Below are 12563 nucleotides of genomic sequence, written 5' to 3'. Positions count from 1 at the left end.
TACTCACATGTCCGATCCCCTCGTCATCGCCCCCGAGGTGCGGGCGGCCGTCGCGGACGGCGAGCCCGTCCTCGCGCTGGAGTCCACGATCTTCACCCACGGGCTGCCGCGCCCTCGCAACATCGACGTGGCGCTCGAGGCCGAGGCGCGGGTGCGTGCGCTCGGTGTCGTATCGGCCACGATCGGAATCATCGACGGCAGGCCGACCGTGGGTCTGTCGCCCGAAGAGATCGAGCGACTGGCTACCGCGGACGATGTCGTCAAGGCGAGCGTGCGAGACGTGCCGGTGGCCGTGGTCAAAGGGCTCAGCGCGGGAACGACGGTGGCGGCCACGGCGTACCTGGCGGCTCGCGCCGGCGTGCGGGTGTTCTCGACCGGCGGTCTCGGCGGCGTGCACCGCGGTGCGCCGCAGACCTTCGACGAGTCGGCGGACCTGCCCGCGCTCGCGGGCCTGCCGCTCGTCGTGGTGAGCGCGGGCGTCAAGTCCATCCTCGACATCCCGCTCACCCTGGAACGGCTGGAGACGCTCGGTCTTGCCGTGATCGGCTACCGCACCACCGACTACCCCGGCTTCTACGTGGCCGATTCGGGTCATGACATCGAGTTCGCAGCCGACTCCCCCGCCGAGATCGCGGCGATCGCGCGCACGCGCGACGCCCTGGGGATCGCCTCGACCCTGCTCGTCGCGAACCCGCTCGCCCCCGAGCGCGAGCTCGATCCCGCAGAGCACGATCGCGTCCTTCGCCGCGCACTCGCGGCCGCCGAGTCGGCGGGCATCGCCGGGCACGACACCACGCCCTTCCTGCTCGATTTCTTCCAGCGCGAGACCGCCGGGCGCAGCCTCGACGTCAACGTCGAGGTGTACCGCGGCAACGTGGATCTGGGCGCGCACATCGCCGTCGCGCTGTCGGGCGCGGTCTGATGCTCGTCGTCATCGGCGATCTCGTCGCCGATCTCATCGTGCTCGGCGGCGCCGTCCTGGAGCATGGCACCGACAATCCCGCCGAGATCCGCCTGACGCGCGGCGGCAGCGCCGCGAACGTGGCGGTGGCGGCCGCCTCGCGGCATCCGGTCCGCTTCATCGGCCGCGTCGGCGACGACACCCTCGCCCGCGCGCTGGTCGGCGAGCTGGAGGCGGCGGGCGTCGAGGTGCGGGTGCAGCGGGCGGGACGCACCGGTTCGATCGTCGTGCTCGTGGATGCCGTCGGCGAACGCACGATGATCACCGATCGCGGCGCGGCGGCCGAACTCGAGGCGATCGAGCCCGCATGGCTGGAGGGCGCAGAGTGGGTGCATGCGCCGCTGTACGGGTTCGCTGTGACCCGCTCCCGGACCGCGTTGACGGATGCTGTGGCCCGCGCCGCGGCCGGCGGCGCGCGGGTCAGCATCGACCTCTCGAGCGTCGCGACCATGCGCGAGCTGGGGGCGGCGCGACTGCAGCGGATCCTCGACGGCGTCCGCCCCGATGTCGTGTTCGCCAATGACGACGAGGCGCGGGCCGGCGCGGAGCTCGGCGTGGCGGTGACGGGGGTCTACGTCGTCAAGCGGGGCCCGGACCCCGTCAGCGTCACGGTCGACGGGGTGTCGTCCGACGTCCCCGTCGAGCGCGTCGATGACGTGCTCGACTCCACCGGCGCGGGCGATGCGTTCGCGGCCGGGTACGTCGCGGCGGCGCTGTCGGGTGCCGGCCCGCACGAGAGCGCCCGGGCAGGCGGCGCGCTCGCGATGAGTGCGCTGCGACGCCCGGGCGCCCTGTGACGAAGGGCCGTCAGGCCTGCAGGCGCTCCAGCACCCGCTCGATGTCGTCGATGAACGAGTTGTAGCCGGCGATGGTGGCGGCGACCTGCTCGTCCGTGAAGTCCGAGCGGTCCTGGCGGATGGTCAGCACCGTGCCGTCGGCGGTCTCTTCGAGATCGAAGAGCACAGGCAGCCCGGTGTCGTCGCCCGGCTGATCCGTGAGGGTCATCGCGAGATGCGACGGCGGCTCGACCACCTTGTACTCGCCCGACCAGTCGATGCGGTGTCCGTCCGGAAGGTGCATCACCGCGCGGAACGCGCCGCCGGGCCGCACTTCCATCGTGAGGGTGTCCTGGGGCACTTCGACCTCGGCCGTGCCGAACCACACGGCGAAGTGCTCGGGCTTGGTCAGGGTCTCGAAGACCAGTTCGCGAGGAGCCCGGAGGGTCCGGGTCACCGTGAAGTACTCAGTCATCGTCATTCTCCTTGTCGGTCGTGCGTGTGTCGTTCTCAGGGTGTGTGCCGAGCTGCTGCAGGGCGTTGAGGTACTGGTCGAGGGCGGTGAGGCTGTCGTCCCAGAACTTCGCGTAGTCGCCGATCCAGGCGGATGCCGCGGCCAGCGGTCGTGCGTCGAGTTGGGCAGGACGGTACTGAGCCGTCCTGCCGCGCGTGACGAGCCCCGCCTCCTGGAGCACGCGCAGGTGCTTCGAGACGGCGGCGAACGTCATGTCGAACGGCTCGGCAAGCTCGCCCACGGTCGCCTCGCCCGTGCTCAGCCGGGCCAGGATGGCTCGTCGCGTCGGATCGGCCAGCGCCGCGAACGTGCGGCTCAGGGTGTCGGTCATGACTCACCTCGCATTCAACTGATTGGTACAGTACTGCTTGGTTGAATACGAGTCAAGACCTTCCCCGAGATGTCGGGAGGCGGCGCTACGGTGGCGACATGGCCCGAGTGATCTTCTACACCGCCACCACGCTCAACGGCTTCCTCGCCGACGACCAGGATTCGCTGGAGTGGCTGTTCGCCGTTCCGGGCGGAGAGGGCGGCGACGCCGACTTCCAGAGCTTCCTCGCCGGGATCGGGGTTCTGGTGCAGGGGTCGTCGACGTATCGCTGGGTGGTGGAGCACGAGGACCTCGTGGCCCATCCCGAGAAGTGGCCGTCGTACTACGGCGACCGGCCGACCTGGGTCTTCACGAGCCGCGACCAGCCGGTCGTCCCGGGTGTCGACATCCGGTTCGCCGCCGGAGACGTGCAAGACGCGTGGCCGGCGATCCAGGAGGCGGCCGGCGACCGCGATGTGTGGGTCGTCGGAGGCGGCGACCTCGCCGGGCAGTTCGCCGACGCAGGCCTGCTCGACGAGATCAGGGTGTCGGTGGCGCCCGCGACGCTCCCGTCGGGCAGGCCGCTGCTCCCCCGTGCCCTCGGCGCAGATCGGCTCGAGCTGACGGCGGTGCGTCAGGCCGGTGCGTTCGCCGAGCTGACGTATCGCGTGACCCGGGCCGACGGCGAGTGAGCGCTGCGCGCGAGCGGAGCCCTCACACCGACGGAGCGACGGCGTTCCAGCCGCCGCCGAACTTCGGCTCGCGGCCATCTCCGGATGAGGTCCCCGTGAGCCGGCGGCGCACCCACGGCCCGACGTGCTCGCGGTAGTAGGCGGGCCCGCGGGCGCCTGCCGGCGGCAGGAGCGGGAGCGACCACCACTCCGGGTGCGGGTCGAGGCCCAGTGCGTCCAGCACGCGCGCGGCCACCCTGTGGTGCCCACGGGAGTTCATGTGCAGGCGGTCCTCCGACCAGAACGGCGGCGTCGCCAGCTCGGCGTCGAACCAGTTGTACGCCCGGACGACATCCGGGCGCGACGCGAGGTGCGCCTCGACGGCGTGCGACAGCAGGTCGCCGCGGCGCTGGATGAGGCGGCGCATCGGGAGCTGCCCGGACGGGTTCGCGCCCGACAGCACGATGAGCTGCACACCCTCTTCGTCGCAGCGCTTCAGCACCCGGTCGAAGGCGGTGACGACGCCGGTCACACTCGTGCGCGGGCGCAGCATGTCGTTGCCGCCGCCGTTGAACGACAGGTGCGTGGGTTTCAGCGCGAGCGCGGGCTCCAGCTGCTGCTCGACGATCGGCCACACGAGCTTGCCGCGGATCGCCAGGTTCGCGTACTCGACGGGCTCGCCCAGCGCGTCCGCCCATCCCTGGGCGACGAGGTCCGCCCAGCCGCGGACGTGTCCGTCGGGGAGCTCGTCGCCCACGCCCTCGGTGAAGGAGTCGCCGATCGCGACGTATCGAACGGATGCCACCGACCCAGCCTACGGCGCGGCCCGGGGTGCTCCCGCCCACCTCGGACCCGGCGTAGCGTGGGCGCATGGCCCTGTTCGACGACCGGCGGGCCGCAGGGCGCGCGCTCGCCGCACACCTCGAACCCTGGCGCGGATCCGATGCCGTCGTCCTGGGCATCCCCCGCGGTGGCGTGGTCGTCGCGGCGGCGGTCGCCGACGAGCTCGGGCTGCCCCTGGATGCCGTCGTGGTCCGCAAACTCGGGGCCGCCGGGCACGAGGAGTTCGCGGTCGGCGCGATCGCCGACGGAGTGCGGATCGTGACCCCCGACGCCGTCCGCTGGGCGGGGATGACACCGCAGGAGGTGGATCGGGTCGAGTCATCCGAACGCGACGAGCTCTCACGCCGCACGCGGGCATACAGGACGGCGCGCACCGAGCTCCAGGGCCGCGCCGCGATCGTCGTGGATGACGGCGTGGCGACCGGCGCGAGTGCGGTCGCGGCCTGCCGTGCGCTGAGGACGCGCCAGCCGTCGCGCATCGTGCTGGCCGTCCCCGTCGCACCCGAGGAATGGATCCCACCCGCAGATGCGGTCGACGACTACGTGTGCCCGAACCGCGAGCCGGACTTCTGGGCCGTGGGCCAGTACTACGACGTCTTCACGCAGACGAGCGACGGGGAGGTCGTGGCGCTGCTGCACCACGGCCTCCCCGGCTGACGGAGCGCGTCAGCGCGACAGCGCGAAGCGCAGCGTGTCGAGGCCGACTCCGCCGATGTCGAGCGCGCGCTTGTGGAACTGCTTGATCGAGAACGCGTCGCCCTCACGCTCGGCGACCTCGTCGCGCAGCTGCTCCCAGATGCGCTGGCCGACCTTGTATGCCGGCGCCTGACCCGGCCAGCCGAGGTAGCGGTTGACCTCGAACTTCACGAACTCGTCGGGCATGTTGACGTTGCGCAGCATGAAGGCGAGGGCGTAGTCGGCATCCCACGTGCCCTGGCCGTCCAGGCGCGGCTTCTCGAGGTGGACGCCGATGTCGAGCACGACGCGGGCGGCGCGCATGCGCTGACCGTCGAGCATCCCGAGGCGGTCAGCCGGGTCGGAGAGGTACCCGAGCTGCTCCATGAGGCGCTCGGCGTACAGCGCCCACCCCTCGGCATGACCCGAAGTGCCGCCGAGCAGGCGGCGGTAGGTGTTGAGCTGGGCCCGGTTGTAGACGGCCTGCGCGATCTGCAGGTGGTGTCCGGGGACACCCTCGTGGTACACCGTGGTGAGTTCGCGCCACGTGTCGAAGTCCTCGACGCCCTCGGGCACCGACCACCACATGCGGCCCGGACGCGAGAAGTCGTCCGTCGGACCGGTGTAGTAGATGCCGCCTTCCTTGGTGGGGGCGATCATGCACTCGAGCCTGCGGATCGGCTCCGCGATGTCGAAGTGGGTGCGTCCCAGCTCTTCGATGGCGCGGTCGCTGGTCTGCTGCATCCACTTCTGCAGTGCATCGGTGCCGTACAGCTTGCGCGAGGCGTCCTGCTCGAGGAACGCGACGGCCTCTTCGACCGAGGCGCCGGGCTTGATCTCGTTCGCGATCGACTCCTGCTCCGCGACCATGCGCGCGAGCTCCTCGACACCCCATTCGTAGGTCTCGTCGAGGTCGATCGTCGCGCCGAGGAAGCGCTGCGAGTGCAGCGCGTACAGCTCCCGGCCGACGGCGTCCTTCTCGCTGGCTGCGGGGGCGAGCTCGTTCGACAGGAACGAGGCGAGCTCGTCGTAGGCGACGCGGGCGGCGTTGGCGTTGTCGGCGAGGTCACGGGCGAGGGATGCCGGGAGCTGCCCCTCGTCGGGCGCCGCCTCGGCCGCGAACGTGGCGAAGAAGCCGCCGTCGGCCGTGTACCGCCCGATCTGCGTCACGACCTCGACGACCTGCCGGCGCGCGGGGACCACGCCCTGCGAGATGCCCTCGCGGAGGCTCGCGACGTAGCCGTCGATCGCTCCGGGGACCGCGGCCAGGCGCGTCGCGACGACCGACCAGTCGTCGGTGGTGGCGGTCGGCATGAGGTCGAACGCCGAGCGGATGTCCTGCGCGTGCGACGCGATGACGTTCAGGTCGCGCAGGTGCCACTTCGCCTCGTCGAGGTCGAGACCCAGCTGGATCTCGCGCGAGAGGTCGTCCTTGGTCACCTCGTCGACGAAGTCGGCGGGCGTCGCGGCCTGCAGCGCGGCCAGAGTCCGGCGTCCCTCTTCGGCGAGGCGCTCCTGCCCGGCGGGGCTGTAGTCGCCGAACCGGCCGTTGTGCTCGGTGCGGCCGATATAGGTCGCGAGCGTCGGCTCCAGGTCGGCAAGGGTGTCGACCCACGCATCTGCGATCTTGTCGATCTGCGTGGGCGTGCGGGTTTCGTCTGTCATAGCTTGAGCCTAAGTGCTGGGCCGGGTGGGATTCAGTGCCGGCGGGGATTCAGTGCCCGGCCTCGTTCCAGTCGCCGCCGCGGCCGATCTGCACGTCCAGCGGCACCGAGAGCGTCGCCGCATCGCCCATGCGATCGCGCACGATGCGTTCGGCCGCATCCCACTCCCCCGGTGCGACCTCGACCACGAGTTCGTCGTGGATCTGCAGCAGCACGCGCGAGCGCAGCTCGGCCGCGGCGAAATCGTCGTGGATGTGGAAGAGCGCGATCTTCATGATGTCGGCCGCGCTGCCCTGGATCGGAGCGTTGAGCGCGGCACGCTCGGCGTTCTCGCGCAGCACCCGGTTCGGGCTCGCGAGGTCGGGGAACGGGCGGCGGCGCCCGAAGATCGTCTCGGTGTACCCGTCGATGCGCGCCTGCTCGACCGACGACCGCAGATAGTCGCGCACGGCGCCGAACCGCGCGAAGTACTCCATCATGAGCTGCTTCGCCTCGGACTGCTCGATGCGCAGCTGCTTCGACAGGCCGAACGCCGACAGACCGTAGACGAGTCCGTACGACATCGCCTTCACCTTCGTGCGCATCGCCGCCGTGACGTCTTCTGGCGCGACGCCGAACACGCGCGAACCGACGAACCGGTGCGTGTCCTCTCCGGAGTTGAACGCCTCGATGAGTCCCGGATCCTCCGACAGGTGGGCCATGATGCGCATCTCGATCTGCGAGTAGTCCGCGGTGAGAAGCGTCTCGTACCCCTCGCCGACCGTGAACGCCGAGCGGATGCGCCGGCTCTCTTCGGTGCGGATCGGGATGTTCTGCAGGTTGGGGTCGGTGCTCGACAGACGTCCCGTCTGACTGCCCGTCTGCACGTACGTGGTGTGGATGCGGCCGTCGTCGCCGATCGCCCTGTCGTTGCCGATGGACCCGTCCAGCGACTCGATGATCTGCCGGAGCTTGGTCGCCTCGCGGTGCTGCAGGAGCAGGTCGAGGAACGGGTGCGGATTCGTCTCTTGCAGGTCCGCGAGGACGGCGGCGTCGGTCGAGTAGCCCGTCTTGGTCTTGCGGGTCTTCGGCAGCTGCAGCTCGTCGAACAGCACCTCCTGCAGCTGCTTGGGCGATCCGAGGTTGACCTCGCGCCCGATCGCCGCGTACGCCTCCTGCGCGAGAGCGTCGGCACGTGCTCCGAGCTCGCCCGAGAAGGTCGACAGGATGTCGTGCGACACCGCGACCCCCGCGAGCTCCATGTCGGCCAGCGTGTGCAGCGTCGGCAGCTCGATGTCGGCGAGCACGGTCGCGACGCTCTCGGGCAGCTCGGCACGCACCGCGCCGGCGACGCGCAGCGTGTACCACGAGAGCTGACCGGGCGTCGCGCCCTCGGTCTCGGGCACGAGCTGCGACGGGTCGGACTCGGGCAGCTTCTCGTCGAGGTACCGGTCGACGAGGTCGGCGAGGTTCTTGTCGGGGAAGCTCGGGCGCAGCAGCCACCCCGCGAGCACGACGTCGAAGTCCAGACCGCCCAGTCTCAGACCGGCTCGGCGCAGCGCCTTGACCTGCGGCTTCGCGTCGGCGAACACCTTCGGCGCGTCCGAGGCGAGCCACGGCGTGAGGGATGCCTCGACCTCCGGCGTCCACGAGGCCTCGGCCGCGGCATACTTCGTCGCCAGGCCGATGCGCGCGGGCAGGCCGCCCTCGATGGTCAGCGTCACGCCGACGTCGCCCGTCGCCTTGTCGAGCCACGCGGCGAGGTCCGGGCCGGACAGCTCGGCGGCGACCGGCGCCAGCTCCGCGGCGGCCGAGTTGACCGCGGCCATCTGCTGCTCGATGCCCGCGAGCTCGGCCACGCGCGGGATCAGCGTCTTGAACTCGAGGCGCGAGAAGATGTCGCGCACGGCCTGCGCATCCATCGGCTGCACTTCGAGGTCGGCCGGACCGTACGGCAGTTCGACGTCGCGCAGCAGCCGGTTGAGGCGGCGGTTGCGACGGACGTCCTCGGTGTGTGCGACGAGATTGCCGCCGACGACGCCTTTGATGGTCGAGGCGCCGTCGAGCAGCGCGTCGAGCGAGCCGAACTGGTTGAGCCACTTGACCGCGGTCTTCTCGCCGACCTTGGGCACGCCGGGAAGGTTGTCGCTCGTCTCTCCGACCAGCGCGGCGATGTCGGGGTACTGCTCGGGCGGCACGCCGTACCGGTCGATGACGGCCTGGCGGTCGTAGCGCTTGAGCTGCGAGACGCCCTGCACGTTCGGGTACAGCAGGGTGATGTCGTCGTTGACGAGCTGGATGGTGTCGCGGTCGCCCGAGCAGACGAGCACGTCGAAGCCCTGCTCGGCGCCCTGCGTCGCGAGCGTCGCCAGGATGTCGTCGGCCTCGATGTCTTCTTTCTGGATGACCGTGATGCTCATGGCGGCGAGGCAGTCCTGCAGCAGCGGGATCTGGCCCTTGAACTCGTTCGGCGTCTCGGACCGGTTCGCCTTGTACTCCTCGTACTCGCGCGTGCGGAACGACTGCCGCGAGGTGTCGAACGCGATCGCGAGATGCGTCGGCTTCTCGGCCTTCAGCAGGTTGATCAGCATCGCGAGGAACCCGTAGATGCCGTTCGTGTGCTGCCCGTCCTTGGTCGAGAAGTTGTCGACCGGCAGCGCGTAGAACGCGCGGTACGCCAGCGAGTGGCCGTCGACGACCAGAAGGGTAGGCTTTGCGGAGTCCGTCACCCTGCCAGCCTAGCCAGGGCCGACGACACCCGAACTCCTCCGCCCGCCGCCTCCCGAGCCGGCCAGACCGAAGGTGCGCCATGCCCGATCACTCCCCCGCCGCCGTCGATGCAATCGCGTGGGCGAGCAGTCGCGGCATCGGCGCCCTCGCCGAGAAGATGGGGTTCGAGTGGCTGGAGTTCACCCCCGAGCGCGCGGTCGCACGCATGCCCGTCGAGGGCAACACGCAGCCCGTGGGCCTCTTCCACGGCGGCGCGTACGTCGTGCTGGGCGAATCGCTCGGATCGATGCACGCGAACTACCACGCGGGTCCCGGGCGGCTCGCCGTCGGCGTCGACATCAACGCCACGCACACGCGCTCGGCGACCGCCGGCTATGTGACGGGCGTCTGCACGCCCCTGCACCTCGGCCGCAGCCTGACCGTCCACGAGATCGTCGTGACCGACGATGAGGGCCGCCGCTGCTCGACCGTGCGCATCACGAACCACATCAAGGATCTGCCGCAGGCATGAGAAGAGCGGATGCCGCGCTATGCGGCATCCGCTCCACTCGACGTCCGGTCAGCCCTTCTTGGGCGCGAGCTGCTCGATAATCGCCTTCGCGACGTCCTGCATAGTGAGGCGGCGGTCCATCGACGCCTTCTGGATCCAGCGGAACGCCTCAGGCTCGCTCAGGCCCATCTTCTCATTGAGCAGGCCCTTGGCGCGGTCGACGAGCTTGCGGGTCTCGAAGCGCTCGACCATGTCGGCGACCTCGGCCTCGAGCGTGATGATCTGCTCGTAGCGGGCCAGTGCGATCTCGATCGCCGGCAGCAGGTCGTTCGGCGTGAACGGCTTCACGACGTAGGCCAGCGCGCCTGCCTCGCTCGCGCGCTCGACGAGCTCCTTCTGGCTGAAGGCGGTCAGCAGCACGACGGGGGCGATGTGGTTCTTGCTGAGCTTCTCGGCGGCCGAGATGCCGTCGAGCTGCGGCATCTTCACGTCCATGATCACGAGGTCGGGGCGCAGCTCGGTGGCCAGGGCCACGGCGGTCTCACCGTCCCCCGCTTCGCCGACGACATCGAATCCGTTGTCGCGGAGGATCTCGACGATGTCCAGCCGGATGAGCGACTCATCCTCTGCGACGACGACACGACGGGGGGTGGACGCCGTCGTAGCGGCGGTCTGCTCCTGCTCAGTCACCTGCCAATCCTACGGTATGGTCGTTCGCGGACGCGCGGAGGCCCGCGCCGGCCGGTGTGGCGGAATGGCAGACGCGACCGACTCAAACTCGGTTGCCCGAAAGGGCGTGTGGGTTCGACTCCCACCACCGGCACCCTGAACGAAGAGAAGAGTGGATGCCTCGGCCCGAGGCATCCACTCTTCTTCTTCTCTGCGGCCTGCTTGTCGTCGACCGTCTTGATCACTGTGGTGTTCGGGTCGGGCAGCGTCTCGACCTGTTCCGGCGAGCGGAGGTCGATGTCGGCCGGGGCCTTCCTATCGAGCTCCGGCGGCACCTCGAGCGGACGCCGCGAGTAGTACACCTTCGCCTTGCGGTAGAAGAGCGCAAGCGGCACGACGCCCAGCACGATGAGCCCGATGCCGAGCCAGTTCACGATCGGATCGTTGCTCGGGATCGACGCGAAGAACGCCCAGCCCATGAACACCGCGCCTGAGGCGGGCCACAGCCCGATCAGCAGGAAGTTCTTCACGGAGCGGAAGAGCACCCTCCGATACGCCACCACGACGGCGACGCCGGCGAGCGTGTAGTAGAACGCGATCTGGAGTCCGATCGAGAGGATCGCGTTCTCCATGATGTCGCCCACGCTGCCGAGGAAGTTCGAGCCGACGAACAGCAGCAGCGAGACCACGAGGATCACGATCGTCGCGAACGTCGGCGTCTTCCAGCGCGGGTGCACGCGACCGAACGCGCGCGGGATCGTGTGGTCGCGGCCCATCGCGAACAGCGAGCGGGTGACCTGGATGAGTGTGGTCTCGAGCGTCGCGATCGTCGAGAGCGCCACCGCGATGATCAGGATCTTGCCGCCGAGCCCCGGCCAGATGACGTCGCCGAGCACCGACAGGATGTTGGCGCTGTTCGCCTCGATCTGCTCCTGCGACAGCATGATGAGCGTCGCGATCGTGAAGATCTCGAACAGCACGAAGACGATGCCCACGCCGATCAGCCCTGCGGCGCCTGCCGACTTGTGGCCGTCCGTGGTCTCCTCATTGAGGTTCGAGCTGACGTCCCAGCCCCAGTAGTAGAACGCGGCGATCAGTGCCGCTCCCACGAAGATGCCGGGGCCGGTGAGGTGCGAGAACCCGAGCCAGTCCCAGGAGAAGTCCGGGCCGTCGTGGCTGGTCGTGGCGGCGCGGAAGAGCGCGAGCGCGGCGAACACCACCAGGATGCCGACCTCGATGGTCGACATGATCCACTGGGCGCGCGCGGTGATGTGCACGCCGAAGTAGACGCAGGCCGCCATGATGACGAACCAGATCGCGCCGATGCCGGTGATCAGTGGCACGTTCTCGGCCTGGGACGGATCGAACAGCGAGACGGTCATCGCTCCGGCGGGAAGCGCGCCGGCGACCATGAAGATGGTCGCCGAGATCACGAGCGCCCATCCCGACAGGAAGCCGAGCGCCGGGTGCAGCGCCCTGGCCACCCACGAATAGGCGGCTCCCGCATTGACGTCGGCGCGTCCGAGATACAGGAACGCCCACGCGATGCCGAGCATCGGGATGCCGCACCACAGCAGGGCGGCCGGGGCGCCCAGTCCTGCGACGCCGACAAGGGCCGCGGTGGTGGCGGCGATGGAATATGCCGGTGCGCTTCCGGCGACGGCCATCACGATCGAACCGGCGGCGCTGACGCCGCCCGCCTGCAGATCGTGACGCTCAGGGGTGCTCTGGTCGTCGGGTGCGACCGGTGAGCCGATTCGGGTCATCGAAGGTCCTCTTCTGCCGCCTCCGTTGGCGACGGATGGACATTACACCCGCGCCTCGGAAGATCTTGCTATTCGGTGTTGCTAAGTACTGGTACTCAGTGTTACTTTGTAGTGGTACTCAGCAAGACAGAGTAGCGAGAGAGAGGAGGTGCCCCTCATGGGCAAGCAGGAGACCGAGATGCTCAAGGGCACGCTCGAGGGGATCGTCCTCGCGATCCTGTCGGGGCGTCCCGCCTACGGGTACGAGATCACCGCATGGCTGCGGGAGCAAGGATTCGCCGACATCGCCGAGGGCACGGTGTACGCGCTCCTCGTGCGCGTCGAGCAGCGCGGACTGGTCGATGTCGAGAAGGTGCCGTCCGAGAAGGGACCGCCTCGCAAGGTGTACACGCTGAACGCGCAGGGTCGCGAACAGCTCTCGGAGTTCTGGAGGACGTGGAGCTTCCTCGCAGAGCGCATCGAACAGCTCCATGCACAGACCGACAACAGCAGCACGACCCAGGAAGGGAACTGAC

12 protein-coding genes, 1 tRNA gene and 1 pseudogene are annotated in these 12563 nt (G+C 69.5%); 7 read left to right on the top strand and 7 right to left on the bottom strand.

Annotation, left to right across the window (positions count from 1 at the left end):
* The first annotated feature begins 7 nt into the window (after window positions 1-7).
* A complete protein-coding gene (locus FB391_RS12030; RefSeq protein WP_141894591.1) occupies window positions 8-922 on the top strand; it encodes a pseudouridine-5'-phosphate glycosidase in 915 nt (304 codons plus the stop codon).
* Window positions 922-1758, top strand: a complete 837-nt coding sequence (locus FB391_RS12025; protein ID WP_141894590.1) for a carbohydrate kinase family protein — start codon at window positions 922-924, stop codon at window positions 1756-1758. The genes FB391_RS12030 and FB391_RS12025 overlap by 1 nt, the downstream gene beginning before the upstream one ends.
* Before the next feature lie 10 nt (window positions 1759-1768).
* Here the strand turns inward: FB391_RS12025 and FB391_RS12020 are convergent, their stop codons facing one another.
* Together FB391_RS12020 and FB391_RS12015 are read right to left on the bottom strand one after the other, a co-directional pair.
* Window positions 1769-2212, bottom strand: a complete 444-nt coding sequence (locus FB391_RS12020; protein ID WP_141894589.1) for an SRPBCC family protein — start codon at window positions 2210-2212, stop codon at window positions 1769-1771.
* Window positions 2205-2582 (bottom strand): ArsR/SmtB family transcription factor, encoded by a 378-nt coding sequence (locus FB391_RS12015; protein WP_141894588.1) that lies wholly within the window; start codon window positions 2580-2582, stop codon window positions 2205-2207. The genes FB391_RS12020 and FB391_RS12015 overlap by 8 nt, the downstream gene beginning before the upstream one ends.
* A 98-nt stretch (window positions 2583-2680) precedes the next feature.
* Between FB391_RS12015 and FB391_RS12010 the strand changes: the two genes are divergently transcribed.
* Window positions 2681-3253, top strand: coding sequence for a dihydrofolate reductase family protein (locus FB391_RS12010; protein WP_141894587.1), 573 nt, complete (start codon window positions 2681-2683; stop codon window positions 3251-3253).
* Window positions 3254-3275: 22 nt separating this feature from the next.
* Here FB391_RS12010 and FB391_RS12005 read toward each other — a convergent pair whose 3' ends face one another.
* A complete protein-coding gene (locus FB391_RS12005; RefSeq protein ID WP_141894586.1) occupies window positions 3276-4037 on the bottom strand; it encodes an SGNH/GDSL hydrolase family protein in 762 nt (253 codons plus the stop codon).
* A 65-nt stretch (window positions 4038-4102) separates the two neighbouring features.
* Between FB391_RS12005 and FB391_RS12000 the strand changes: the two genes are divergently transcribed.
* Window positions 4103-4732 (top strand): phosphoribosyltransferase, encoded by a 630-nt coding sequence (locus tag FB391_RS12000; RefSeq protein WP_141894585.1) that lies wholly within the window; start codon window positions 4103-4105, stop codon window positions 4730-4732.
* A gap of 9 nt (window positions 4733-4741) precedes the next feature.
* Here the strand turns inward: FB391_RS12000 and FB391_RS11995 are convergent, their stop codons facing one another.
* On the bottom strand, window positions 4742-6415 hold the full coding sequence (locus FB391_RS11995) for a DUF885 domain-containing protein (protein WP_141894584.1): 1674 nt from the start codon (window positions 6413-6415) through the stop codon (window positions 4742-4744).
* Window positions 6416-6464: 49 nt separating this feature from the next.
* A complete protein-coding gene (polA, locus tag FB391_RS11990) occupies window positions 6465-9122 on the bottom strand; it encodes a DNA polymerase I (protein ID WP_141894583.1) in 2658 nt (885 codons plus the stop codon).
* A gap of 80 nt (window positions 9123-9202) precedes the next feature.
* Between polA and FB391_RS11985 the strand changes: the two genes are divergently transcribed.
* Entirely contained in the window at window positions 9203-9634 is a 432-nt protein-coding gene (locus tag FB391_RS11985) for a PaaI family thioesterase (RefSeq protein ID WP_141894582.1), read from the top strand.
* A gap of 48 nt (window positions 9635-9682) precedes the next feature.
* On the opposite strand, the gene FB391_RS11980 is transcribed toward FB391_RS11985, so the two are convergent.
* On the bottom strand, window positions 9683-10303 hold the full coding sequence (locus FB391_RS11980; RefSeq protein WP_018170749.1) for an ANTAR domain-containing response regulator: 621 nt from the start codon (window positions 10301-10303) through the stop codon (window positions 9683-9685).
* A 50-nt stretch (window positions 10304-10353) separates the two neighbouring features.
* Between FB391_RS11980 and FB391_RS11975 the strand changes: the two genes are divergently transcribed.
* A tRNA-Leu gene (locus FB391_RS11975) sits at window positions 10354-10436 on the top strand.
* 250 nt (window positions 10437-10686) lie between these two features.
* Here FB391_RS11975 and FB391_RS11970 read toward each other — a convergent pair.
* A pseudogene (locus FB391_RS11970) lies at window positions 10687-11949 on the bottom strand (APC family permease); the annotation flags it as partial.
* A gap of 256 nt (window positions 11950-12205) precedes the next feature.
* Between FB391_RS11970 and FB391_RS11965 the strand changes: the two are divergent.
* Complete coding sequence (locus FB391_RS11965; RefSeq protein WP_141894581.1) at window positions 12206-12562, top strand: PadR family transcriptional regulator; 357 nt, start codon at window positions 12206-12208, stop codon at window positions 12560-12562.
* Window position 12563: the final 1 nt, after the last annotated feature.

Origin of the sequence: Microbacterium kyungheense (assembly GCF_006783905.1) — a bacterium.
GTDB classification, from domain to species: Bacteria; Actinomycetota; Actinomycetes; order Actinomycetales; family Microbacteriaceae; genus Microbacterium; species Microbacterium kyungheense.
The sequence above is the reverse complement of the archived record's forward strand: the minus strand, read 5'-3'. Positions and strand labels throughout refer to the sequence as shown.